Genomic DNA, 21,668 nt, shown 5'->3' with positions numbered 1-21,668 from the left:
TTCCAGAATCTGCCGTCAACCCTTAATTCAGCTTTTCTATCAATCCATCCCGACAATCACGGAATTCGTCTATATAGGAAGGAACCGTTAACTAATTGAGCAATATATTGCCCAACGCTCAACAGTTAAGCATCATAGCCACTCGGTTTCTTTCAATACGACCTCGGACGAATACCCTCAATGACCACTTCCCCGCGTAGCCTGGCTTCGACACTGTTTCCGGTCGGCCTGCTACTCATTGCCATGGCCTCTATTCAATCAGGCGCCTCACTCGCCAAAAGCATGTTCCCCATCGTGGGCGCCCAGGGCACCACCACCCTGCGCCTGATTTTCGCCAGTGTGATCATGCTGCTCCTTTTACGCCCATGGCGCGCCAAGCTGACAGCCAAGTCGTTGCAGACGGTGATCGTCTACGGGATGGCGCTGGGGGGAATGAACTTCCTCTTCTATATGTCGCTGCGCACCGTTCCGCTGGGAATTGCAGTAGCCCTCGAATTCACCGGCCCACTGGCAGTCGCCATCTACGCTTCGCGACGCGCCGTAGACTTTCTCTGGATAGCCTTGGCGATTGTCGGACTTCTGCTATTGATCCCAGTGGGCGAAGCCAGCAGCGGCCTTGACCTCACAGGCGCCGCCTATGCACTCGGCGCAGGTGCGTGCTGGGCACTCTACATTCTGTTTGGCCAAAAGGCCGGCGCCGACAATGGCGTTCAGACTGCGGCCCTCGGCGTAATGATTGCAGCGTTGTTTGTTGCACCGATAGGTATCGTCCACGCGGGCGCCGCACTCCTCACACCCTCGCTGATCCCGATCGCCATTGGTGTCGCGGTTTTATCCACCGCCCTGCCCTACACCCTGGAGATGGTCGCCCTGACTCGCCTGCCAGCCCGCACGTTCGGAACCCTGATGAGTATCGAACCCGCGTTCGGCGCCCTGTCCGGGCTGTTTTTCCTTCAAGAGCACTTGTCCCTGGCGCAATGGCTGGCCATCACCTGCATTATCCTGGCCTCGGTGGGTGCAACCCTGACCATGCGTAACGAATCAAAACCACTCGTTCCAGCCGATTGATTCAGGATTTGACGTAGCTATGGCATTTGCCGCTCAATTAGGCCATGTTTAGGTCGTAACCCAGTGTCATTCATGGAGATTTTCGATAAGGACATCATGAACGCTACACTCGAGAGCGAGCAAAGCCAGCTTCGTGCACTTAAGCGAGGCGGCTATTAAGGATAGTAATGAAGCGAATTTTGATGCTGTTCATGATTGTGGCAATCGCAGGTTGTGCCGCGACCACCAAGACCGAAGTAAAACGGGGAAAGAAGGGCCTGCATATCAACTGCTCAGGCCTGTCCTCTTCCTGGGACCAGTGCTACGCCAGTGCAGCTAATTCGTGTGGCGCCAAAGGCTATAAAGTCATCGCCAAGTCGGGGGACAACGCCGAAGACCCAGGCGACTACCCGTTCGGTCTTAACCCCGCCGGCTACACAAGCCGAAGCATGATTGTCATCTGCAAGTAACTGTCGATGACCTCACAGCCTCGACAGCTGCTGGCTGAGCACCTCGTAGTTCGATGACAGGACCTGTGCCTGCACCTGCGGGTCGACCATCATCCGCGCCACCACCAGGGCGCCGATGCATTGCGACAGAATCGACCACGCCAGGGCCTCGCTGCCCAGTGTTGCTGCCCACCCCACCTGCAATCGGCAAATCCAGTCCTGCGCCTGTTGACGAACGGCCACATCAGATCGCGCAATCTCCGCCCCCAGGCTCGGCAACGCACATCCGGCTTCGGATTGCTCCACATGGGCCATGCTCAGGTAGAACTTCAAACAGCGATCCAGCCGCTCACGGCTTTGCACCCCGTCGCCATTCAATCGCTCAAGGCTGTGGCTCAATTCACGCTCGACAATCGAACTGAACAATTCATCCTTCGAAGCGAAGTGGCTATAAAACGCACCGCCACTCAAGCCAATGGCCTTCATCAAGCCATCCACCCCGACACTGGCAAAACCCTCTTTCTTCGCCAGTGCCGCACTGCTGTCCAGAAGCTTTTCCCTGGTTTGCTGCTTGTGACTAGCCGAATATCGCATCGCTTCCTCCACTGTGCTGTCAGCTTGACGCCTGCTGGATCGTAGCATAACGTTCGTTTGGCAAACGATCGTTTACTAAAGGATCTCCCATGACGAACAACAAGAAAATTGTACTGGTAGTGGGTGCCGGCGATGCCACAGGTGGTGCCATCGCCAAGCGTTTCGCCCGTGAGGGTTACGTCGCCTGCGTCACCCGGCGCAGCGCCGATAAACTGCAACCCTTGGTGGATAGCATCCACGCAGCAGGTGGCGAGGCGCATGGCTTTGCCTGCGATGCCCGCAAGGAAGAAGACGTTATCGCGCTGATCGAGCGGATTGAAACCGAACTGGGCCCCATCGAAGCCTTCGTGTTCAACATCGGCGCCAATGTGCCGTGCAGCATCCTGGAAGAAACCGCCCGCAAGTACTTCAAGATTTGGGAGATGGCCTGTTTCTCAGGCTTCCTCAACGCGCGGGAAGTGGCCAAGCGCATGGTCACCCGTAACCGCGGCACCATCCTGTTTACCGGTGCCACGGCCGGGTTGCGTGGAGCCGCCGGCTTTGCCGCGTTCGCTGGAGCCAAACACGGGATCCGTGCACTGGCGCAAAGCATGGCTCGCGAACTGGGCCCACGGAATATCCACGTCGCCCACGTCGTCGTGGATGGCGCCATCGACACCGACTTCATCCGCGACAACTTCCCGCAAAAATACGCCCTCAAGGATCAGGACGGCATTCTCAATCCGGACCACATCGCCGATAACTATTGGTACCTGCACAGCCAGCCCCGGGACGCCTGGACCTTCGAGCTGGACCTGCGCCCCTGGAATGAACCCTGGTAAGCGCGCCCCATAACAATAAACTGCGAGTATCCAGCATGAGTAAAACAGTAGAATTTTTCTTCGACCTCGGCAGCCCTGCCACCTATCTGGCCTATACCCAACTTCCAGGCCTGTGCGCTGCAACCGGCACCCAGCTGATTTACAAGCCAATGCTGCTGGGCGGGGTGTTCAAGGCCACCGGCAATGCATCACCGGCCACCGTTCCCGCCAAAGGCCGCTACATGTTCCAGGACCTGGCACGCTACGCCCAGCGCTACAACGTCCCGCTCAAGTTCAACCCGCACTTCCCCATCAATACATTGACGCTGATGCGCGCTGTCACCGGTGTCCAAATGCGCCAACCCGAGCGTTTTCAGGATTTCATCGATTGCCTGTTCCGTGCCCTTTGGGTAGAAGGCCGTCACCTGGGTGATCCTGCTGTGGTGGCTGCGGTGCTGGCTGAACACGGCTTTGATCCCGAAGCAGTCCTCGCGTTGACGAATGACGATGCCGTCAAGGCCACCCTCAAGGACAATACCGAGCACGCCATCCAGCGCGGCGTATTCGGGGCACCTACGATGTTCGTCGACGACCAGTTGTTTTTCGGCCAGGACCGCCTGGAGTTTGTCCGCGAAGCGCTGAGCTAGATTTCAATCACCAGACGCCCTTGAGCGCCGCCGGCGAGTAACTCGCAGGCGGCGTTTGCCGAGTGCAGGTCGAATTGACGCCCGTCGAGAATCGGCGTGAGCTTCCCGTCATCAATCAACTGCGCCGCCTCGGCAAGGATCTGCCCGTGGTGCTCCCGCCCCTTGCCCGTCAGCATCGGCAGCAGGGTAAACACCCCGGAGTAAGTCGCCCCGCGAAACGACAACGGCGCCAGGCTATGAGAACCCCAGCCAAGACAACTCAGCACATGCCCGTGATAAGTCCTGGCCGCCCGGAAGGATGCATCCAGCGTCGGCCCGCCCACCGTGTCATACACAATGTCAAAACCTTCGCCCGCCGTGTGCAAGGCTACATACTCCTCGACGGTGTGCTGTTGGTAGTCGATAAACGTAGCGCCCAGCCCCTCGATCAACGCCCGCTGCCTGGCTGAACCGGTCGCAAACACCTCGGCGCCAAATGCATTAGCCACTTGCACGGCGACATGTCCTACACCACCCGCACCGCCCTGAATCAGTACTTTATGCCCCGGGCCTACATGCGCACGGTCCACCAGCCCTTCCCATGCGGTGATCAGCACCAGCGGCAATGCCGCGGCTTCGCGCATGCTCAGGGTCACGGGTTTTCTCGCCAGCAAGCGCGCATCCACCACGGCAAACTCCGCCAACGAACCCTGGAGGCCGCCCACTCCCGTCGCCAGGGCGTACACCTCGTCGCCCGCCTTCCACTCGTTGATACCCGGGCCCACCGTCTCGATGATCCCCGCCAAGTCCAAGCCAATCACAGCCGGCAACGGCTGACGGGCATGGGCCGCCTCGCCTGCTCGAATTTTCCCATCCAACGGGTTGAGGCCACTGGCCTTGATCTTCACCAGCACCTCACCATCCCCAGGCGTCGGCCTTGGAATCGTTGCCAGCCGTAACGGCCCATTCGCCACATCCACCACCAGGGCGTGCATTTGAGTTGTATCAGTCATGGTCGCGATCTCGATTCATCAGGAAGTGATCACCATGATGTGCCCGGCCACTCATGCCGATAAGACGCCAAACGGCTATAGTGGCCATGCTCATTTGGCATGAATCGGTAGCCCCATGGATAAGCTCAACGCAATGGCCATTTTCGTTCGAGTGATCGAGCGCGGGAGTTTCTCTGCGGTTGCCCGGGAGATGCAGACCACTCAGCCCACTATCAGCAAAGTACTGCGTGCACTGGAGACAGAACTGGGCGGCAAGCTGATTTCCCGCAGCACCCGCAAACTCTCCCTGACAGACGAAGGCCAGCGCTACTACAGCCATTGCCGACAAATCCTCGCGGCGGTGGATGCTGCAGAACACAGCTTCCAGTCCGGCAAGGAGGCTGTCGCCGGTCCGTTACGCATTGGCTCGTCGGTGAGCTTCGGTCGCCTGCACATCGCCTCACGCCTGGCGGGATTTCTCGATCGATACCCACAGGTACAGGTTGACCTGCAACTGAGCGATCAAAATCAGGACCTGGTCAGCGAAGGCCTGGACGTTACCCTGCGCATCGGCGAGTTGCGCGACAGTGGCCTGATCGCCCGGCAGATCGGCACTACTCACCGGGTCACCCTCGCCAGTCCGGCCTATCTGGCCAAACACCCGGCGCCGCAAACACCGCAAGAGCTGGCCCGGCACAATTGCCTGCTGTTCAACCTGCTCAGCAGCCAGAACCAATGGGTCTACGAAAAGGACGGGACGCGGCACAGCGTCAAGATCAAGGGCAACGCCCAGAGCAATAACTCCGAGGCTATACGCGAGATGGTATTGGCGGGGCACGGCATTGCGCTGTCGCCCCTGTGGTTGTTCTTTGATGACCTGAAGGCCGGCCGGGTGGTCGCCTTGCTGCAGGACTACACCCCGCAGTCGCTGCCGATTCATGCCGTTTCGGCACCCAATCGCCGCCAGTCCGCCCGGGTCAAAGCGTTTATCGACTACATGGCCGATGCCCTGACCCAGGCGCCCGAACTGCAGCCCCTCAGATAGCGGCCGTACGCACCTGCAACCATTCCAGTGCCGCGCCACTGAGCAGCGGGCTCAGGCGCTCAAGGACTTGCGCGTGGTAATCGTTGAACCACTGGCGTTCTTCCACCGTCAGCAACGACGGCTCCAGGCAACGGGTGTCGATCGGACACAGTGTCAGTGTCTCGAACTTGAGGAACTCGCCAAACTCGGTCTTGCCCGCTTCACGGTTCAACACCAGGTTCTCGATGCGCACACCCCAACGCCCCGGACGGTAAGTGCCGGGCTCGATGGACGTAATCATGCCGGCCTGCATCGCGGTTTGCGGTGCGGCGACGGCTTGATAGGCGATCACCTGCGGGCCTTCATGCACATTGAGGAAATAGCCGACGCCATGACCGGTACCGTGGCCGTAGTCCACACCCTCGGCCCAGATCGGCGCACGGGCAATCGAGTCCAGCAGCGGCGAGAGAATGCCCTTGGGGAAATGCGCGCGGGACAAGGCAATCACACCTTTGAGCACCCGCGTGCAATCGCGCTTCTGCTCTTCGCTTGGCGTCCCGATAGGCACCATCCGCGTGATATCGGTCGTGCCACCCAGGTACTGGCCACCGGAGTCGATCAGCAGCAAGCCATCGCCTTCGATCAGCGCGTGTTCTTCTTCGGTCGCGTGATAGTGCGGCATCGCGCCATTGGCGTTGAATGCGGCAATCGTATTGAAGCTCAGCGACACATAACCCGGACGACGGGTACGCGCTGCCGTCAGGTGCTCATCAATGGTCAGTTCGGTGATGCGCTCACGGCCCAACGCGCTGTCGAGCCAGGCGAAGAATTCACACAGGGCCGCGCCATCCTGCTCCATGGCCTGGCGAATGTGCTCGGCGTCCGCCAGGCTCTTGCGCGATTTGGCCAAGGTGGTCGGGTTAAGCCCCTCGATCAGCGTGACGCCACTGCCCAGGTTTTCCAGCAAGCCGGCGGTCACCCGGGCCGGGTCGACCTGCACACTCGCGCCCGAAGGAATGTCCTTCAACGCCGCTGCGACTTCGCTGTAATGGCGCAGGGTCACGCCATCCTGTTCCAGCACCGCGCGAAGCTCGGCGTCGACTTTGCTCAGGGCCACAAACAGCGTCGCCTGCTGCTGGCCGATCAAGGCAAACGAGACAAACACCGGGTTGAACGAAACGTCGCCACCCCGCAGGTTAAAGAGCCAGGCAATGTCATCCAGGGTCGCGATGAAATGCCAGTCGGCCCCCTTTTCCGTCAAGCTGGCACGCAGGGCTGCGAGCTTCTCGCCACGGCTGACGGTGGCCTGGGGTGGCAGATGTTGATAGATCGGTTGGTTCGGCAAGGTTGGACGGTCTTGCCAGACTTCATTCAACAAGTCGATATCCGTGCGCAAGCGTGCACCACGTGCCTCCAGCTTGCTGCCCAGGGTGAGCGCCGAGGCCACGGCCATGACCGCGCCATCAACGGCCACCACGCCGCCTTCCGGCGTCTGCTCCGCGAGCCATTCCAGCGGCCCGGGCTGGCCGGGTTGCAGCTTGACCAACTCGATGCCACTGCCCTTGAGCTCCTTGGTCGCCTGTTCCCAATAGCGGCTGTCTGCCCATACACCGGCAAAATCCGCAGTAACAATCAGCGTGCCCACCGACCCATGGAAACCCGACAACCACTGACGGCCCTGCCAGTAACCCGGCAGGTATTCGGACAAGTGCGGGTCCGCCGACGGCACCAACAGGGCATGAATGCCCTCGCGGCTCATCAGTTCGCGGGTGTGCGCCAGGCGCTGGGGAACCGCTCCATGGGTCAAAGGCTGTGTGCTCATCGTGTCTCCTGCTAACCACTAATAATTGTTATGGGGTCAAACGGCCCAGAACGCCGGTGCGCTGGCCAGTGCCGCCTTGATCAGCTGTACCGCCTGATCGATATCCTGCTCGGTGGTAAACCGCCCGAGGCTCAAGCGAATGGTGCGACCTGCGCTGCGGGCATCATGGCCCAGCGCCAGAAGCACATGGGACGGTGCATTGCTCGCCGAATTGCAGGCCGAAGTGGCCGAGAAGGCAATGCCCGCGCTCAAGGCGGCGGAATTGAACTCGCCTTCGCTGAACGTCAGGCTCAGGGTGTGGGGAATGCGTTGGGTAAGGCTGCCATTGAGGCGCACCCCGGCAATTGTATTCAGCTGTTCCAGCAGGCGCTCGCGCAAGGCAACGATGGTCGCCTTTTCTTCAGCAAAGGACGCTGCCGCCAGGGCAAACGCGGTGCCCATGCCGGCAATCTGGTGAGTTGCCAGGGTGCCCGAACGCAAACCACCTTCATGGCCACCGCCGTGAATCTGCGCCAGCACTTTCTGCTGCGCACGTGGGCCGACGTACAACGCGCCGATACCCTTGGGACCATAGAGTTTGTGTGCGGAAAATGACATGAGGTCCACTGGCCATTCGGCCAGGTCAATCTCGACCTTGCCTGCGCCCTGCGCCGCATCCACGTGAAACAGCGCGCCATGCTCGCGCACGCGTGCGCCAATCGCCCGGATATCGTTAAGAGTGCCCAGCTCGTTGTTCACCAGCATCAGCGACACCAGGAAGGTGTCCTCACGCAATGCTTCGCTCACCGCCTCGACACTGATCAAACCCTCGGCGTCCGGCACCAGGTACGTCACGGCAACCCCGGCTTCCTGCAACTGGCGAGCGGTGTCGAGCGTGGCCTTGTGTTCAATCTGGCTGGTGATGATGTGCCCGCCGGCCACGCCGCGCGCCTGGGCAACGCCCTTGATGGCGAGGTTGTTGGACTCGGTGGCACCGGAGGTCCAGACAATCTGTGCCGGCTCGGCGCCGACCAACTCAGCCACCTGGCCCCGTGCCTGCTCAACCGTTTGCCGGGCCTGTTGGCCGAACGCGTGGGAACTGGACGCAGGGTTGCCGAAGTTGGCATTGAAGCCCAGACACTCAACCATCACCTGGATGACCCGCTCATCCACCGGCGTGGTGGCGGCGTAGTCGAAATACAGCGGACGTTTATTCATGACGTTAAAGACTCGCAGAGCAGGTTCCCGAGAACAACGTCTCAGGGGCCGCAATCAGGAAGGAAGATGGTTTACCTGATCCCGTGCCGTTAAAGAAAGACCACTTTATTTAAAAGTGCGTAGGAACGCTCCTGAAATTCAGCTTAACAGGCTCCGGGAAACGGATGGCAAACAAAAAGCCCGAGGTTCCTGTGGGAAACCTCGGGCTTTTCAGACCTCGCCACTGACTCAACTGGGGCGACCGTGCAGCGTCATGCTGCGCTCGGCATTCATCTCGCCCTGACGGTCGAAACCGAAGGTGTTCCGTGGCTGGCCGGTCAGTTCGGCTTTCTTCTGTTGGTATTCATCAAATGACAGGCCTCGACGGCTCAGGGCTTCAAGCGCCAGTTCCTTGCTCTCCTCGGCCGAATAACCACGCAGCTCGGGCGACGAATGCGTCGCACAACCGGCAAGGACTGAGGTGACAAGCAATACGGAAATGGCGAGAAAACGGTTCATGGCGAAGGTCCTGCGAAACGGGCTGAAGTCAATGAGTACAGGCTACTCCCGCACCTGCACGGTGAAAAATCATCAGCCGTGATAGTCGCTATCAACCTTTGCGACACTTCTGATAGTCGCGCCATATATTCCATTTAGATCTATAAATATGGAAATACGTTCATTTACGGAATAAACACAACCCTCTATAAATGGCCTCAACACTCACGCCACTGTTCGCCTGGCAACTGTTGCCCAGGCAACAGTCATTCAACAAAACACCAGGCAGACAACACCACCATTTTCCAACACCTGGCACAGAGGCCACGCCAGTCAAGGGCTGCACAGCTTGGTACAGCTCTTGCTCAAGCCCTGCTACTGCTCTTGCCCTGAGCCACTGTTGAAAAAGGAACTGTTGATGACCCGTCCACTGAATGTCGTTGCCCTCTCCGGCGGAACCTGGCGTCCGTCCCGCACCCTGGTGTTGACCCAGGCGGTGCTGGCCGAACTGGCCGATCAATTGCCGATCCAGGCCACCCTGATCGAATTGGGCGACATTGCCCGACCGCTGGGCGGCGCACTGTCGCGCCAGGAATTGCCCGCCGACGTCGAAGCGCAACTGCAGGCCATCGAACAGGCCGACTTGCTGATCGTTGCCGCGCCGGTGTATCGCGGCTCCTACCCCGGCCTGCTCAAGCACCTGTTCGACCTGGTCGACCTCAACGCCCTGATCAACACCCCGGTGTTGCTGGCGGCCACCGGCGGCAGCGAACGCCACGCCCTGGTACTCGATCACCAGTTGCGCCCGCTGTTCAGTTTCTTCCAGGCCCTGACCTTGCCCATTGGCGTGTACGCCACCGAGGCCGATTTCACCGATTACCACATAACCAGTGAGCCCTTGAAGGCCCGCATTCGCCTTGCTGCAGAACGCGCCGCGCCGTTGTTTGCCGCGCATCCCACCTCTCTGCTGAAAATCGCTTAAGGATTTGTCATGGATGTTTTCTGGTTTCTGCCTACACACGGTGACGGCCACTACCTGGGCACCACCCAGGGCGCTCGCCCGGTCACCCTCAACTATTTGAAACAAGTCGCCCAGGCCGCCGACAACCTCGGCTACCACGGCGTGCTGATTCCCACCGGCCGCTCCTGCGAAGACTCCTGGGTGATTGCCTCGGCGCTGGTGCCGTTGACCGAACGCCTGCGTTACCTGGTGGCGATTCGTCCGGGGATCATCTCGCCAACCGTCTCGGCCCGCATGGCCGCCACCCTCGACCGCCTGTCCGGTGGCCGCCTGTTGATCAACGTGGTGACCGGCGGCGACCCCGACGAAAACCGCGGCGACGGCAGCTTCCTCGATCACAGCGAACGCTACGAAGTGACCGACGAATTCCTGAAGATTTGGCGCCGCGTGTTGCAAGGCGAATCGGTGGATTTCGAAGGCAAACACCTGCGCGTGCAGAACGCCAAGGCACTTTACCCACCGGTGCAGAAGCCATATCCACCGCTGTACTTCGGCGGTTCCTCGGACGCTGCCCACGACCTCGCCGCCGAACAAGTCGACGTGTACCTGACCTGGGGCGAACCACCGGCCGCCGTCGCCGAGAAACTCGCCGACGTGCGTGAGCGCGCCGCCCGCCACGGGCGCACCGTCAAATTCGGGATTCGCCTGCATGTGATCGTGCGTGAAACCGAAGAAGACGCCTGGAAAGCCGCGGCCAAACTGATCGAGCACATCAGCGACGAAACCATCGCCGCCGCGCAAAAATCCTTCTCGCGCTTTGACTCCGAAGGCCAGCGGCGCATGGCCGCCCTGCACGACGGGCGCCGCGACAACCTTGAGATCGCCCCCAACCTGTGGGCCGGCGTCGGCCTGGTACGTGGCGGCGCGGGCACGGCCCTGGTGGGCAACCCTCAGCAAGTCGCCGAGCGCATCAAGGAATACGCAGACCTGGGCATCGAAAGCTTCATCTTCTCCGGCTACCCGCACCTGGAAGAGGCGTATCGCTTTGCCGAACTGGTGTTCCCGCTGCTGCCGGAACCCTACGCCAGCCTGGCCGGGCGCGGCGTCACCAACCTCACCGGGCCGTTCGGCGAAATGATTGCCAACGACGTCCTGCCGGCAAAAGCCAAGGCCTGACCTGCCGTCTGCCGGGGCACGCCCCGGCACACCATGAGGAATACCGCGTGACAGCCAAACCCAACAGCGTCCTGCCCTCACCCTTGCAGACCGCCAAACTGCTGGCCGCCGAATTTGCCCTCACTGCCGTCGAACGCGACGAGCGCGGCGGCACACCGAAGACCGAACGTGACGCCCTGCGCCAAAGCGGCTTGCTGGCCCTGAGCATTCCCACCCAATACGGCGGCCTCGGCGCCCGCTGGAGCGAAACCCTGGAGATCGTGCGCGAATTCGCCAAGGTCGACAGCTCTATCGCCCACGTCTTCGGTTTTCATCACCTGATGCTCGCCACCGTGCGACTGTTCTCACGCCCGGAGCAATGGCAACCCTGGTTCGAACAAACCGCGCGCAAGAACTGGTTCTGGGGCAACGCCCTCAACCCGCTGGACACGCGCACTGTGGTCAAAGCCTACAACGGCTGGCGCGAATTCTCCGGCAAGAAGAGCTTTTGCTCCGGTGCCAGCGACTCGGAAATGCTGATCGCCTCGGCGGTGGATGAAAGCGCCGGCGGCAAGCTGCTGATCGCGGCCATCCCCAGCGGGCGCAGTGGCATCACCCTGCACAATGACTGGAACAACATCGGCCAGCGCCAGACCGACAGCGGCAGCGCCAGCTTCGAACGGGTACGCGTGGAAGAGTCGGAATTGCTCCTCGATCCCGGCCCGCTGAGTACGCCCTTCGCCTGCCTGCGCCCGCTGATCGCTCAACTGACCTTCACCCATATGTTCCTCGGCATCGCCGAAGGCGCCTTTGCCGAAGCCCGGAATTACACCCTGACCGAAACCCGGCCCTGGCATAAATCCACGGTGCAGGACATTCGCCAGGACCCGTACGTGCTCAACCACTACGGCGAATTCTGGGTCGCACTGGAAGGCGTGCGCCTGCTGGTAGAACGCGCCGCCGAACTGCTGGACCAGGCCTGGGCCAAGGGCCCGAGCCTCAGTGAAAGCGAGCGCGGCGAGCTGGCCATCGCCATCGCCACGGCCAAGGTCGCTGCCACCCGCAACGGCCTGGAGCTGTGCAGCCGCCTGTTCGAAGTCACCGGCGCGCGCTCCACCCACGCCTCGCTGCGCCTGGACCGGCACTGGCGCAACCTGCGCACGCAAACCTTGCACGACCCGGTGGACTACAAGCTCCACGAACTGGGGGACTGGGCGTTGAACCAGTCCCTGCCGATTCCCACGTTCTACTCCTAGAAGAGGTGCCCATGCAGCTTTTAACCTTACCGCCCTCGCCCGCTCTTGCGACCTCGATCCGCGCCACGGCCCAGGTCTTCGAAGACCCCAAATCCCAGGCGCTGCTGGCGCACATCCAGCAAGTCGCGCCCAGCGAAGCCAGCGTGTTGATCATCGGCGAAACCGGCACCGGTAAAGAGCTGGTGGCGCGCCATATCCACAACCTCAGCGCCCGGCGCAACCGGCCCTTCGTGGCCGTGAACTGCGGCGCGTTTTCCGAATCCCTGGTGGAAGCCGAGCTGTTCGGCCATGAAAAAGGCGCCTTCACCGGCGCCCTCAGTGCCAAGGCCGGCTGGTTCGAAGAGGCGGACGGCGGCACCTTGTTCCTCGATGAAATCGGTGACTTGCCGATGGCGATCCAGGTCAAGCTGCTACGGGTACTGCAGGAACGCGAAGTGGTGCGCCTGGGCTCACGCAAAAGCATTCCCATCGACGTGCGGGTATTGGCGGCCACCAACGTTCAGTTGGAGAAAGCCATCAATGCCGGGCATTTCCGCGAAGACCTGTACTACCGCCTAGACGTGGTCAGCCTCGAACTCAGCCCCCTGCGGGATCGGCCCGGTGACATCCTGCCACTGACCCGGCATTTCATCGAAGCCTACAGCCAGCGCCTGGGTTACGGCCCGATCACCATCAGCCGCGAGGCCGAGCAAAAGCTCAAAAGCTACAGCTGGCCAGGCAACATCCGCGAGCTGGAAAACGTGATCCACCACACCCTGCTGATCTGCCGCAACGGGGTGATCGAGCGCGACGACCTGCGCCTGTCGAACATGCGCATCGAGCGTCAGGACGACAGCCAGCACGGCACCGACAACAGCGCCGAAGCCCTGCTGGAACGCGCCTTTCAAAAGCTCTTCGAGGAACAGGCCGGGGCCCTGCATGAAAAGGTCGAGGATGCGCTGCTGCGCGCCGCCTACCGCTTCAGCCATTACAACCAGGTGCACACCGCCAACCTGCTGGGCCTGAGCCGCAACGTGACCCGTACCCGTTTGATCAAGATCGGCGAGCTGGCGGTGAACAAGCGACGCCCCGGCGAAAACGTACAGGGCGAGCGCATGCTGCACCTGTCAATTTAGGCGGCAGTGCAGAGCGTTGTCATGGCTGCGCTCGATGCTGCGCAGCACCTGGAACGAACCGAAGGTCACCGCCGTGGCCTGGTGGGCGCGGATCAGCGTCCAGAAATCTTCCTCACCGTGCTCAAAACACTTGAAGGCCGCTTCCCCCTCCTCGCGGGAGCGCCATTGCAGGTAGCTGAGCACCCGGCGTCCATCATCGCTGACCTGCACGCTGGCATTGATGAAGCCGCCATGGCCCTGGGCCAGGCGCTCGCTCTGGGATGACAGGGCCGCTACCAACGCGGATTGCTGCTGAGGCTCGATGTGGAATTCGACCATCTGGGTAAAACTCAGACTCTTCTCTAATACCTGCATGAACATTCCCCTCTCACTGTAGGCACAATCTTGCGATTCGATGCCACGCAGGGTAAAACCTCTAGTTAAGTCAAGGTCAAGGGCTTTTTCATGGTCACCAAAGAACTCACCGTCGGCCAACTGGCAGCCCGCAGTGGCGTGGCGGTTACCGCGCTGCACTTTTATGAAACCAAGGGGTTGATCAAGAGCCACCGCAACGCCGGCAACCAGCGGCGCTATCCGCGGGATGTGTTGCGCCGGGTGGTGGTGATCAAGATTGCCCAGCGTTTGGGCATTCCCCTGGCGACGATCCATGACGCGCTGCAAACCTTGCCCGATGGCCGCACGCCCAACGCTGCCGATTGGGAGCGCCTGTCTGCGCTATGGCGTGAGGACCTGGACCAGCGCATCGAAAAACTGATGTTGCTGCGGGACAAACTCAACGGCTGTATTGGCTGCGGGTGCCTGTCGCTGGAGGCGTGCCCGCTGCGCAATCACGACGACGTACTGGGTGAGCGCGGGCCTGGGGCACAACTCTTGGAGCCGTCCACATAATGGCGGGGTAAAACTCGATCAATGTGGGAGCGGGCTTGCTCGCGAAAGCGGGGTGTCAGTCGCCAGATGCAGTGGCTGATCCACCGCCCTCGCGAGCAAGCCCGCTCCCACACAAGCCCGCTCCCACATTTTGATCGCCGTCAGACTTAGAATCCCGGGGCAATCTGGCCTTTATAGCGGGTCAGGATGAACTGGCGCACTTCATCGGAGTTCAACGCCTTGGCCAGTTTCTGGATGCCAGGGTCATTGATGTTGTCCGGGCGCGCGACCAGGTACTCCACGTACAGGCTCTTGCCCTTCTCGACGATCAACGCGCTGTTGGTGTCGATCCCCGCTTCCAGGGCGTAGTTGGCAAACACGAACGCCAGGTCCACCTGGCTCACCGAGCGGGCCAGCAACGCACCTTCCAGTTCACGAATTTTCAGGTGCTTGGGGTTTTCAACGATATCCCGCGGCGTGGCCAGGGTGTTGCTCGGGTCCTTGAGCTTGATCAGGCCGGCTTCGTCCAGCAGCACCAAGGCGCGGCCAGTGTTGACCGGGTCGTTGGGGATCGACACTGTCGCGCCGTCTTTCAACTCCGAGATATTTTTGATCTTGGTCGAGTACGCGCCGAAAGGCTCGATGTGCACACCGACCACCGGCACCAGGTTGGTATTCCGGGTCTTGTTGTAGTCATCCAGGAATGGCCGGTACTGGTAGTAGTTGGCGTCGATGTTCTTCAGCGCCAGTTGCTGGTTGGGCTGGATGAAATCGGTGAAGACCTTGATTTGCAGGTCCACACCTTCCTTGGCCAGCACCGGCTTTACGAACTCGAGGATCTCGGCGTGAGGCACGGGCGTGGCGCCGACGACCAGCGTCTCGTTGGCAACGGCATTGAAGGACAAGACAGCGGCCAAGATGGCCAGGGATTTTTTCATGGTTGCTCCGAAGGCATTAGTTATAGGAATCAACGGCGGCTGTAATGCGCCACCAAACGGTCACCGGTCATCTGCAGGGCCTGCACCAGCACCAACAGCAGCAACACGGTGACCACCATCACGTCGGTCTGGAAACGCTGATAGCCGTAGCGGATAGCCAGGTCGCCCAGGCCACCGCCACCGATCACCCCGGCCATGGCGGTGTAGTCCACCAGCACAATCGCGGTGACAGTGACCGCTGCCAGCAGCCCGCCCCGGGCTTCCGGCAACAACGTGTGGCGGATCACCTGCCAGGTGCTGGCGCCCATGGATTGGGTGGCCTCCACCACGCCACGGTCGACTTCGCGCAAGGCGGTTTCCACCAGCCGCGCGAAGAACGGCGTACAGCCCACCACCAACGGCGGAATGGTGCCGGCCACGCCCAGGGAGGTGCCCACCAGCAAGGTGGTCACCGGGATCAGCACAATCAGCAGGATGATGAACGGCAGCGAGCGCAGCACGTTGACCACCACCGACAGCGCCCGATACACCACCAGGGTTTCGTGCAACTGGCGCTTGCCGGTGAGGAACAACAGCACCCCCAGCGGCAACCCCAGCAGCACGGTAAAACCCAGGGCCGCGCTGAGCATGCTCAGGGTTTCCAGGCAGGCTTGGCCGATGTCGGCCCAGTAGATGTTTTTAAACAGCTCGGCCATGGGTCAAGACCAATCGTGACGCGGTGGCTTGGCGCCGTTGAGCAGCCAGTTGCCCACCACGTGATACTTCCAGCGCACCGGGTCATGCAGGGTATGCACCCGTGCGTTGCGCCAGTGACGGTCGAAGTTGTGCTTCTTCAGGGTGGAACGGGTGCCGCCGAGTTCGAAGAGCTTGTTGCTGGCTTCAATGGCGATTTCAGTGGTCAGTACCTTGGCTCGCGCGACAGCCAGGGAGGCGTGGGCAACGTTGTCTTCATCGGGTGCCGGGCGCGCGGCGTCCAGGGCCTTTCCGGCCCGCTCCAGCAAGGCTTCCGCCGCTTCCAGGCGAATATCCAGCGCGCCGACCTGGATGATAGTCAGCGGGTCTTCACTGGCGTTTTCCACCCCGGCATCGATCCATGGACGGGCGAATTGCCGGACGAACTGCACCGTGTCACGCAACGCGGCACGGGCGATGCCGGCGTCGATGGCGGCGGTGGTCAATTGGGCGAAAGGCCCGGCCAGGGTCGGCGAATCGTAGGAGCGATGGGTAGGAAACAGATTGAACGCCGGCACCTTCAAGCCTTCGGCCAGCACCGTGCCGCTGGAGGTGGTGCGTTGGCCCATGCTGTCCCAGTCGTCGACCACCACCAGGCCTTCAGTGCCGCGCGGCACGAACGCCAATTGCGCATTTTGCTGTTCATCCAGCGCCAGCACCGCCAGCCAGTGGGCATACAGCGAACCGGTGCAATAACCCTTGCGACCGTTGATCACATAGCCATCGCCTTGCCGGCGAATGGTCGCCTGGATGTCCTGGACGTTCTTGCCGCCGGTTTCCGACAGCGCATTGGCAAACCGATGCCCTTCCAGCGCCAGGCCAAAAAAGTACGCCTGCTGCTCGGGCGTGCCTTGCAGGCGGATATCTTCCAGCAGGCAGTAATGGTTCTGCGGGATTTGCCCCAGCGAAGGGTCGGCCTCCGAGATAATCGCAATCACCTGGGCCAACACCGCGTAGGACACCTGGGCACCACCAAACTCGCGGGGCACGCTGATGCCCCACAGACCGCTGTTGGAATACAGGTCGACGACCTCCGCAGGCACCTGGCGGGTGCGATCGCGCTCGGCGTCCTGTTCCAGCAACACGGCAGCGACTCGGCGGGCAACGGCCAGTGCGTGGGCCTCGTCGCGGATCAACTCGGCGTGGGGCGTGTGAATCGGGTAATCGGCAGATACAGGCAGTACAGACATACAACGCTCTCGGGCGAATGGTTTGCCAGAGGCATTGCAGCTTCTGTGCCTGAGGCGCCTGGCCTTCAAACACAAGGGTTTGCTCCCGATATACGCGCGGCAGACCGCCCTTGGCGCAGCAAACTGCCGGTTTGCTGTTGCCTGGGCAACACCTCGTCGGCTGCCCGCAAGCCACGGCGCACGTGGCCTATAGTGAAAAAGCCGTCCCTCCACAACCACCATCAAGGAGAACGATATGAGCGTTAAACCCATTCCCGAGGGCTACCACAGCATCACGCCGTACCTGGGCATCGACAAAGCCGCTGAAGCCATCGAGTTCTACAAACGAGCCTTTGGTGCCACCGAAGTCATGCGCCTGGACATGCCCGACGGCAAGATCGGCCATGCCGAACTGCGCATTGGCGATTCGGCGATCATGATGGCCTCGCCCTGTGGCGAAATGTCGTTCGGCAGTCCGGGAAAAGAACACCCCAGCGTGTGCCTGCATCTCTATGTGCAAGATGTCGACCAACAGTTCGCCCAGGCCATCAAGGCCGGCGGCACGGCGATTTCAGAACCCAAGGATCAGTTCTACGGTGACCGTTCCGGGACGCTGAAAGACCCGTTCGGGCATGTGTGGTTCCTGGCCACGCGCAAGGAGGACTTGACCGAGGCGCAGGTTCGCCAGCGTGCCGAGGCGTTGTTCAAGCAAGGATGAAGTCGCCTGGGCGACACAACCCAACGGTAGGAACTGGCTTGCCTGGGATGGCATCACCTCGGTGCGACTGATACACCGAGTTGCCTGCATCGCAGGCAAGCCAGCTCCCACCGTTGACCTGCACTGCCTGAAAGATCGGGCTTCAACACACTTCATGAACAACCCCTCCACGCTTTCCCCCTTGCCCCGGGCGCCGTGTGATTTCAGGATGCAAGCAATCATCACAAGGAGTCATTCCATGTTCGCCGGATTCCAAAAAGACCAGCGCCACGTCAACGGTGTGGACATCAGCTACCGCAAAGGCGGCGCGGGTCCCGGCCTGCTCCTGCTGCACGGGCACCCGCAGACCCACGTCATCTGGCACAAGGTCGCCGAGCAACTGGCCGAACACTTCACCGTGGTCGCCGCCGACCTGCGCGGTTATGGCGACAGCAGCAAGCCCGCCGCCATTGACCATCACACCAATTATTCAAAACGCGAAATGGCCCGCGACGGCGTCGAGCTGATGAAAGCCCTGGGCTTCGACGAGTTCTCGGTGCTGGCCCACGACCGTGGCGCCCGCGTCGCCCATCGCCTGGCTCTGGACCACCCCAAGGCCGTGCAGCGCATGGTGCTGCTGGACATCGCACCAACCCTGTCCATGTACGCCCAGACCGACGAAGCCTTTGCCCGCGCCTACTGGCACTGGTTCTTCCTGATCCGCCCGGCGCCGTTGCCCGAGAGCCTGATTGAAGGCAACCCGGAACTCTACCTGCGCAGCGTCATGGGCAGCCGCAGTGCCGGGCTCAAGCCGTTCACCGATGAAGCCTTCGCCGAATACCTGCGTTGCCTGAAACTGCCCGGCACCGCCACCGGGATCTGCGAGGACTATCGCGCCGCCGCTGGCATCGACCTTGAGCACGACCGCGCCGATATCGACAAGGGCAACCACCTGGAGTTGCCGCTGCTGGTGATGTGGGGCGCCGAAGGCACCGTCGGGCGCTGCTTCGAACCCCTCAAGGAATGGCAGAAAGTCGCGACCGACGTACGTGGCAAGGCCCTGCCGGCCGGCCACTACATCGCAGAAGAAATCCCTGAAGTGATGCTCGGCGAAGTCCTGACCTTCCTTCGCTGAGCCTTTATGAACCGCTGACCTGACCGATCCCGCCCCGCAGGCTTGAAACAGCCTGCGACGGGATCTGCTTGCCCAAAAAACGTCTCGAGATAATAAAAATGACAATCAGAAAACTGCTGGGAACCCTGTATGTGCAGGTGATCATCGCCATTGTGCTGGGCGTGTTGATCGGCAACCACTGGCCTCAGGTGGGCATCGACCTCAAGCCGTTGGGCGACGGGTTTATCAAGCTGATCAAGATGATCATCGGCCCGATCATCTTCTGCACCGTGGTCTCCGGCATCACCAGCATGCACGACGTGAAGCAGGTGGGCCGCGTCGGCGGCAAGGCGCTGCTGTACTTTGAGATTGTCTCCAGCATCGCCCTGGTAATCGGCATCCTCGCCGCGCACCTGCTGCACCCCGGCGTGGGTTTCAATATCGACGTGAAGACCCTCGACACCTCCGCCATCGCCGGTTTTGTCGGCCAGGCCGAACACGGCGAAGGCGTCACCGGGTTCCTGATGCATGTGATCCCCACTACCTTCTTCGACGCCTTCTCCAAAGGCGAAATCCTCCCGGTACTGTTTGTGTCGGTGCTGTTTGGCCTCGGGCTGGTGATGATCGGCGAGAAGGGCCGGCCCCTGGTCGGCGTGATCAACCAGGCCAGCGAAGTGTTCTTCCGCATCGTCGGGATGATCAGCCGCGTCGCGCCGATCGGGGCCTTCGGGGCCATCGCCTTCACCATCGGCAAATACGGCCTGGGCTCGCTGCTGCCGCTGTTGAAACTGGTGGGCACGTTCTATGTCACCGCGTTTTTCTTCGTCGCCGTGGTGCTGGGCAGCATCGCCCGGTATGTGGGGTTCAGCATCTTCAAGCTGCTGACCTACATCAAGGCTGAACTGTTGATCGTGCTGGGCACCAGCTCCTCCGAATCTGCGCTGCCGCAACTGATCCAGAAACTTGAAAGCCTTGGCGCGTCCAAAGGCGTGGTGGGGATCGTGGTGCCCACCGGCTACACCTTCAACCTGGACGGCACCAACATCTATATGACCCTGGCGGTGCTGTTCCTGGCCCAGGCGACCAATATCGACCTGACGCTGGAGCAACAACTGACCCTGCTGGCGGTGGCGATGCTTACCTCAAAAGGCGCCGGTGCGGTGGTGGGCGCAGGTTTTGTCGCGCTGGCCGCCAGCCTCGCGGTGGTGCCGACGGTGCCGGTGGCGGCGATGGTGCTGATCCTGGGTGTGGACCGGTTCATGGCTGAATGCCGCTCACTGACCAACATCATCGGCAATGCCGTGGCGGCGCTGGTGGTGGCTGCGTGGGAAGGTGAACTGGACCGCGAAAAAATGGCGCCCATCGCCCTCAAGCACGGCCGCCATGCACGGGCCGCCGCCCAGGCGAAGATCGCCGCCGAGTAACCCTTAAACACCAATCCCCTGTGGCGAGGGAGCTTGCTCCCGCTGGGCTGCGCAGCGGCCCCAAGATCTTTGGGAGCGCTACGCACTCCANNTCGCCACAACAAGCTCCCTCACCACAGAAACTCCTTCGCCATACCGGTGCTATTCTGGCGGTTCATGCCGCCATGCCTGTTTCTGATGAACAACAAGAAAGATACCGTGCCCCTACCTGAAGACCTGCGGGTATTCCTGACCGTGATCCGCAAGGCCGGCTTTGCTGCGGCTGCCGACGAGCTGGGTTTGTCCCCGGCCTACGTCAGCAAGCGTATCCAGATTCTCGAAACCACCCTCGCCACCCGCCTTCTGCACCGCACCAGCCGCCGTATCGCCCTGACCGAAGACGGTGAGCGCGTGCAGCGCTGGGCCGTGCGGATTCTCGAAGACTTCCAGCAGTTGTCCGACGAGCTTTCCGACGCCCACGACAGCCCGCGCGGCCACCTGCATTTGTGCAGCAGCTTCGGTTTCGGTCGTAACCATGTGGCACCGGCCTTGTCGCTATTGGCCGAACAATACCCGGACCTGGAGATTCGCCTGGACCTGTTCGACCGGGTGGTGGATATCGTCAGCGAGGGTTTCGACCTGGAGATTCGCGTGGGCGACGACATCCCCGGGCAACACATCGGTCGCCGGCTGGTGAGTAACCGGCGGGTGCTGTGTGCGGCGCCCGCCTACCTCGAACGCCGTGGTGTGCCGCAGCACTTGAGCGACCTGGAACAGCACGACTGCCTGGTGCTCAAGGAGCGCGACAACGCGTTTGGCATCTGGCACCTGGAGCGCGATGGCGTGCAGGAAAGCGTGCGCGTGCGCGGGCCGTTGTCGTCGAATAACGGCGAGATCGTTTTGCAATGGGCCCTGGACGGGCGCGGCGTGTTGCTGCGTTCGATGTGGGATGTGAAGCCGCTGCTGGAGCAAGGGAAACTGGTGCAGGTGCTGCACGACTACACCCAGAGCGCCAACGTGTGGGCGGTGTACCCGACGCGGCTGGCCTACTCCGGGAAGTTGCGGGCGTGTGTGGAGTTTTTGCAGGAGCACTTCAAGGGGTTGTCGATTTAGCGTGCCGGGTTTGAGTACATATCCGTTGCTGCGGTAACGGCCGCTGACGGTTCTGCTCTTACAGCGGCCTACCGGCCGGCTTGAGTGTTGTAGAGCAAAAAGCCAAATCAAAAGCGGGCA

23 protein-coding genes are annotated in these 21,668 nt (G+C 61.3%); 14 read left to right on the top strand and 9 right to left on the bottom strand.

Annotated elements, in window-relative coordinates:
* The first annotated feature begins 180 nt into the window (after positions 1-180).
* Entirely contained in the window at positions 181-1,068 is an 888-nt protein-coding gene (rhtA, locus tag HX873_RS21530) for a threonine/homoserine exporter RhtA (protein ID WP_177039999.1), read from the top strand.
* 167 nt (positions 1,069-1,235) lie between these two features.
* Positions 1,236-1,517, top strand: a complete 282-nt coding sequence (locus tag HX873_RS21525) for a hypothetical protein (RefSeq protein WP_003210144.1) — start codon at positions 1,236-1,238, stop codon at positions 1,515-1,517.
* Positions 1,518-1,529: 12 nt separating this feature from the next.
* Here the strand turns inward: HX873_RS21525 and HX873_RS21520 are convergent, their stop codons facing one another.
* Complete coding sequence (locus HX873_RS21520) at positions 1,530-2,090, bottom strand: TetR/AcrR family transcriptional regulator (protein WP_003210141.1); 561 nt, start codon at positions 2,088-2,090, stop codon at positions 1,530-1,532.
* Between the two features lie 89 nt (positions 2,091-2,179).
* Between HX873_RS21520 and HX873_RS21515 the strand changes: the two genes are divergently transcribed.
* Both HX873_RS21515 and HX873_RS21510 read left to right on the top strand, forming a co-directional pair.
* Positions 2,180-2,911, top strand: coding sequence for an SDR family oxidoreductase (locus HX873_RS21515; protein WP_003210139.1), 732 nt, complete (start codon positions 2,180-2,182; stop codon positions 2,909-2,911).
* A 35-nt stretch (positions 2,912-2,946) separates the two neighbouring features.
* Positions 2,947-3,537, top strand: coding sequence for a 2-hydroxychromene-2-carboxylate isomerase (locus HX873_RS21510; RefSeq protein WP_008430864.1), 591 nt, complete (start codon positions 2,947-2,949; stop codon positions 3,535-3,537).
* Here the strand turns inward: HX873_RS21510 and HX873_RS21505 are convergent.
* Positions 3,534-4,529, bottom strand: coding sequence for a zinc-dependent alcohol dehydrogenase family protein (locus HX873_RS21505; RefSeq protein WP_177055877.1), 996 nt, complete (start codon positions 4,527-4,529; stop codon positions 3,534-3,536). The two genes, HX873_RS21510 and HX873_RS21505, sit on opposite strands and share 4 nt — an antisense overlap.
* Before the next feature lie 115 nt (positions 4,530-4,644).
* Between HX873_RS21505 and HX873_RS21500 the strand changes: the two genes are divergently transcribed.
* On the top strand, positions 4,645-5,553 hold the full coding sequence (locus tag HX873_RS21500; protein ID WP_008430860.1) for a LysR family transcriptional regulator: 909 nt from the start codon (positions 4,645-4,647) through the stop codon (positions 5,551-5,553).
* Here the strand turns inward: HX873_RS21500 and HX873_RS21495 are convergent.
* The 3 genes from HX873_RS21495 to HX873_RS21485 form a co-directional block, all read right to left on the bottom strand.
* Positions 5,546-7,354, bottom strand: coding sequence for an aminopeptidase P family protein (locus HX873_RS21495; RefSeq protein ID WP_177123178.1), 1,809 nt, complete (start codon positions 7,352-7,354; stop codon positions 5,546-5,548). The two genes, HX873_RS21500 and HX873_RS21495, sit on opposite strands and share 8 nt — an antisense overlap.
* A gap of 36 nt (positions 7,355-7,390) precedes the next feature.
* Positions 7,391-8,551: a cysteine desulfurase family protein gene (locus tag HX873_RS21490; RefSeq protein WP_087695274.1), complete on the bottom strand. Its 1,161-nt coding sequence runs from the start codon at positions 8,549-8,551 to the stop codon at positions 7,391-7,393.
* A gap of 228 nt (positions 8,552-8,779) precedes the next feature.
* Entirely contained in the window at positions 8,780-9,049 is a 270-nt protein-coding gene (locus HX873_RS21485; protein ID WP_008430855.1) for a hypothetical protein, read from the bottom strand.
* Between the two features lie 397 nt (positions 9,050-9,446).
* Here HX873_RS21485 and msuE point away from each other — a divergent pair, with 397 nt between their 5' ends.
* The 4 genes from msuE to HX873_RS21465 are packed head-to-tail and all read left to right on the top strand — an operon-like array spanning position 9,447 to position 13,515.
* On the top strand, positions 9,447-10,010 hold the full coding sequence (msuE, locus tag HX873_RS21480) for an FMN reductase (protein ID WP_003210131.1): 564 nt from the start codon (positions 9,447-9,449) through the stop codon (positions 10,008-10,010).
* A 9-nt stretch (positions 10,011-10,019) separates the two neighbouring features.
* Complete coding sequence (gene ssuD / locus HX873_RS21475; RefSeq protein ID WP_177020570.1) at positions 10,020-11,165, top strand: FMNH2-dependent alkanesulfonate monooxygenase; 1,146 nt, start codon at positions 10,020-10,022, stop codon at positions 11,163-11,165.
* Between the two features lie 47 nt (positions 11,166-11,212).
* Entirely contained in the window at positions 11,213-12,400 is a 1,188-nt protein-coding gene (locus HX873_RS21470) for an acyl-CoA dehydrogenase family protein (protein WP_003210129.1), read from the top strand.
* An 11-nt stretch (positions 12,401-12,411) separates the two neighbouring features.
* Positions 12,412-13,515, top strand: a complete 1,104-nt coding sequence (locus HX873_RS21465) for a sigma-54-dependent Fis family transcriptional regulator (protein ID WP_003210127.1) — start codon at positions 12,412-12,414, stop codon at positions 13,513-13,515.
* Here the strand turns inward: HX873_RS21465 and HX873_RS21460 are convergent.
* Positions 13,507-13,869, bottom strand: a complete 363-nt coding sequence (locus HX873_RS21460; protein ID WP_032898632.1) for an antibiotic biosynthesis monooxygenase — start codon at positions 13,867-13,869, stop codon at positions 13,507-13,509. The genes HX873_RS21465 and HX873_RS21460 overlap by 9 nt on opposite strands.
* Before the next feature lie 90 nt (positions 13,870-13,959).
* Here HX873_RS21460 and soxR point away from each other — a divergent pair, with 90 nt between their 5' ends.
* The gene (gene soxR / locus HX873_RS21455; RefSeq protein ID WP_008430848.1) at positions 13,960-14,403 is read left to right on the top strand and encodes a redox-sensitive transcriptional activator SoxR; all 444 of its coding nucleotides are present in this window, start codon (positions 13,960-13,962) and stop codon (positions 14,401-14,403) included.
* 146 nt (positions 14,404-14,549) lie between these two features.
* On the opposite strand, the gene HX873_RS21450 is transcribed toward soxR, so the two are convergent.
* The 3 genes from HX873_RS21450 to HX873_RS21440 are packed head-to-tail and all read right to left on the bottom strand — an operon-like array spanning position 14,550 to position 17,242.
* Positions 14,550-15,320 (bottom strand): MetQ/NlpA family ABC transporter substrate-binding protein, encoded by a 771-nt coding sequence (locus HX873_RS21450; protein ID WP_102369600.1) that lies wholly within the window; start codon positions 15,318-15,320, stop codon positions 14,550-14,552.
* Between the two features lie 29 nt (positions 15,321-15,349).
* Positions 15,350-16,015, bottom strand: coding sequence for a methionine ABC transporter permease (locus tag HX873_RS21445; protein WP_008430846.1), 666 nt, complete (start codon positions 16,013-16,015; stop codon positions 15,350-15,352).
* 3 nt (positions 16,016-16,018) lie between these two features.
* Positions 16,019-17,242, bottom strand: a complete 1,224-nt coding sequence (locus tag HX873_RS21440; protein WP_177123177.1) for an SfnB family sulfur acquisition oxidoreductase — start codon at positions 17,240-17,242, stop codon at positions 16,019-16,021.
* Between the two features lie 235 nt (positions 17,243-17,477).
* On the opposite strand from HX873_RS21440, the gene HX873_RS21435 reads away from it, so the two are divergent.
* The 4 genes from HX873_RS21435 (at position 17,478) to HX873_RS21420 (ending at position 21,548) form a co-directional block, all read left to right on the top strand.
* Positions 17,478-17,939, top strand: coding sequence for a VOC family protein (locus tag HX873_RS21435; protein WP_003210114.1), 462 nt, complete (start codon positions 17,478-17,480; stop codon positions 17,937-17,939).
* Between the two features lie 238 nt (positions 17,940-18,177).
* Complete coding sequence (locus HX873_RS21430; protein ID WP_177123176.1) at positions 18,178-19,053, top strand: alpha/beta fold hydrolase; 876 nt, start codon at positions 18,178-18,180, stop codon at positions 19,051-19,053.
* Positions 19,054-19,151: 98 nt separating this feature from the next.
* Positions 19,152-20,456, top strand: coding sequence for a C4-dicarboxylate transporter DctA (gene dctA, locus HX873_RS21425; protein ID WP_003207293.1), 1,305 nt, complete (start codon positions 19,152-19,154; stop codon positions 20,454-20,456).
* A gap of 177 nt (positions 20,457-20,633) precedes the next feature.
* The gene (locus HX873_RS21420; RefSeq protein WP_177047776.1) at positions 20,634-21,548 is read left to right on the top strand and encodes a LysR substrate-binding domain-containing protein; all 915 of its coding nucleotides are present in this window, start codon (positions 20,634-20,636) and stop codon (positions 21,546-21,548) included.
* Positions 21,549-21,668: the final 120 nt, after the last annotated feature.

The organism is Pseudomonas sp. P7758 (genome assembly GCF_013386485.1).
In the GTDB taxonomy this organism is placed as follows: Bacteria; Pseudomonadota; Gammaproteobacteria; order Pseudomonadales; family Pseudomonadaceae; genus Aquipseudomonas.
This window is presented reverse-complemented; position numbering and strand designations above follow the sequence as displayed.

Bases quoted from the DNA above. Each gene is read 5' to 3' on its own strand.
- rhtA (WP_177039999.1), top strand. From the start codon at position 181: ATGACCACTTCCCCGCGTAGCCTGGCTTCGACACTGTTTCCGGTCGGC.
- HX873_RS21525 (WP_003210144.1), top strand. From the start codon at position 1,236: ATGAAGCGAATTTTGATGCTGTTCATGATTGTGGCAATCGCAGGTTGT.
- HX873_RS21520 (WP_003210141.1), bottom strand. From the start codon at position 2,090: ATGCGATATTCGGCTAGTCACAAGCAGCAAACCAGGGAAAAGCTTCTG.
- HX873_RS21515 (WP_003210139.1), top strand. From the start codon at position 2,180: ATGACGAACAACAAGAAAATTGTACTGGTAGTGGGTGCCGGCGATGCC.
- HX873_RS21510 (WP_008430864.1), top strand. From the start codon at position 2,947: ATGAGTAAAACAGTAGAATTTTTCTTCGACCTCGGCAGCCCTGCCACC.
- HX873_RS21505 (WP_177055877.1), bottom strand. From the start codon at position 4,529: ATGACTGATACAACTCAAATGCACGCCCTGGTGGTGGATGTGGCGAAT.
- HX873_RS21500 (WP_008430860.1), top strand. From the start codon at position 4,645: ATGGATAAGCTCAACGCAATGGCCATTTTCGTTCGAGTGATCGAGCGC.
- HX873_RS21495 (WP_177123178.1), bottom strand. From the start codon at position 7,354: ATGAGCACACAGCCTTTGACCCATGGAGCGGTTCCCCAGCGCCTGGCG.
- HX873_RS21490 (WP_087695274.1), bottom strand. From the start codon at position 8,551: ATGAATAAACGTCCGCTGTATTTCGACTACGCCGCCACCACGCCGGTG.
- HX873_RS21485 (WP_008430855.1), bottom strand. From the start codon at position 9,049: ATGAACCGTTTTCTCGCCATTTCCGTATTGCTTGTCACCTCAGTCCTT.
- msuE (WP_003210131.1), top strand. From the start codon at position 9,447: ATGACCCGTCCACTGAATGTCGTTGCCCTCTCCGGCGGAACCTGGCGT.
- ssuD (WP_177020570.1), top strand. From the start codon at position 10,020: ATGGATGTTTTCTGGTTTCTGCCTACACACGGTGACGGCCACTACCTG.
- HX873_RS21465 (WP_003210127.1), top strand. From the start codon at position 12,412: ATGCAGCTTTTAACCTTACCGCCCTCGCCCGCTCTTGCGACCTCGATC.
- HX873_RS21460 (WP_032898632.1), bottom strand. From the start codon at position 13,869: ATGCAGGTATTAGAGAAGAGTCTGAGTTTTACCCAGATGGTCGAATTC.
- soxR (WP_008430848.1), top strand. From the start codon at position 13,960: ATGGTCACCAAAGAACTCACCGTCGGCCAACTGGCAGCCCGCAGTGGC.
- HX873_RS21450 (WP_102369600.1), bottom strand. From the start codon at position 15,320: ATGAAAAAATCCCTGGCCATCTTGGCCGCTGTCTTGTCCTTCAATGCC.
- HX873_RS21445 (WP_008430846.1), bottom strand. From the start codon at position 16,015: ATGGCCGAGCTGTTTAAAAACATCTACTGGGCCGACATCGGCCAAGCC.
- HX873_RS21440 (WP_177123177.1), bottom strand. From the start codon at position 17,242: ATGTCTGTACTGCCTGTATCTGCCGATTACCCGATTCACACGCCCCAC.
- HX873_RS21435 (WP_003210114.1), top strand. From the start codon at position 17,478: ATGAGCGTTAAACCCATTCCCGAGGGCTACCACAGCATCACGCCGTAC.
- HX873_RS21430 (WP_177123176.1), top strand. From the start codon at position 18,178: ATGTTCGCCGGATTCCAAAAAGACCAGCGCCACGTCAACGGTGTGGAC.
- dctA (WP_003207293.1), top strand. From the start codon at position 19,152: ATGACAATCAGAAAACTGCTGGGAACCCTGTATGTGCAGGTGATCATC.
- HX873_RS21420 (WP_177047776.1), top strand. From the start codon at position 20,634: ATGAACAACAAGAAAGATACCGTGCCCCTACCTGAAGACCTGCGGGTA.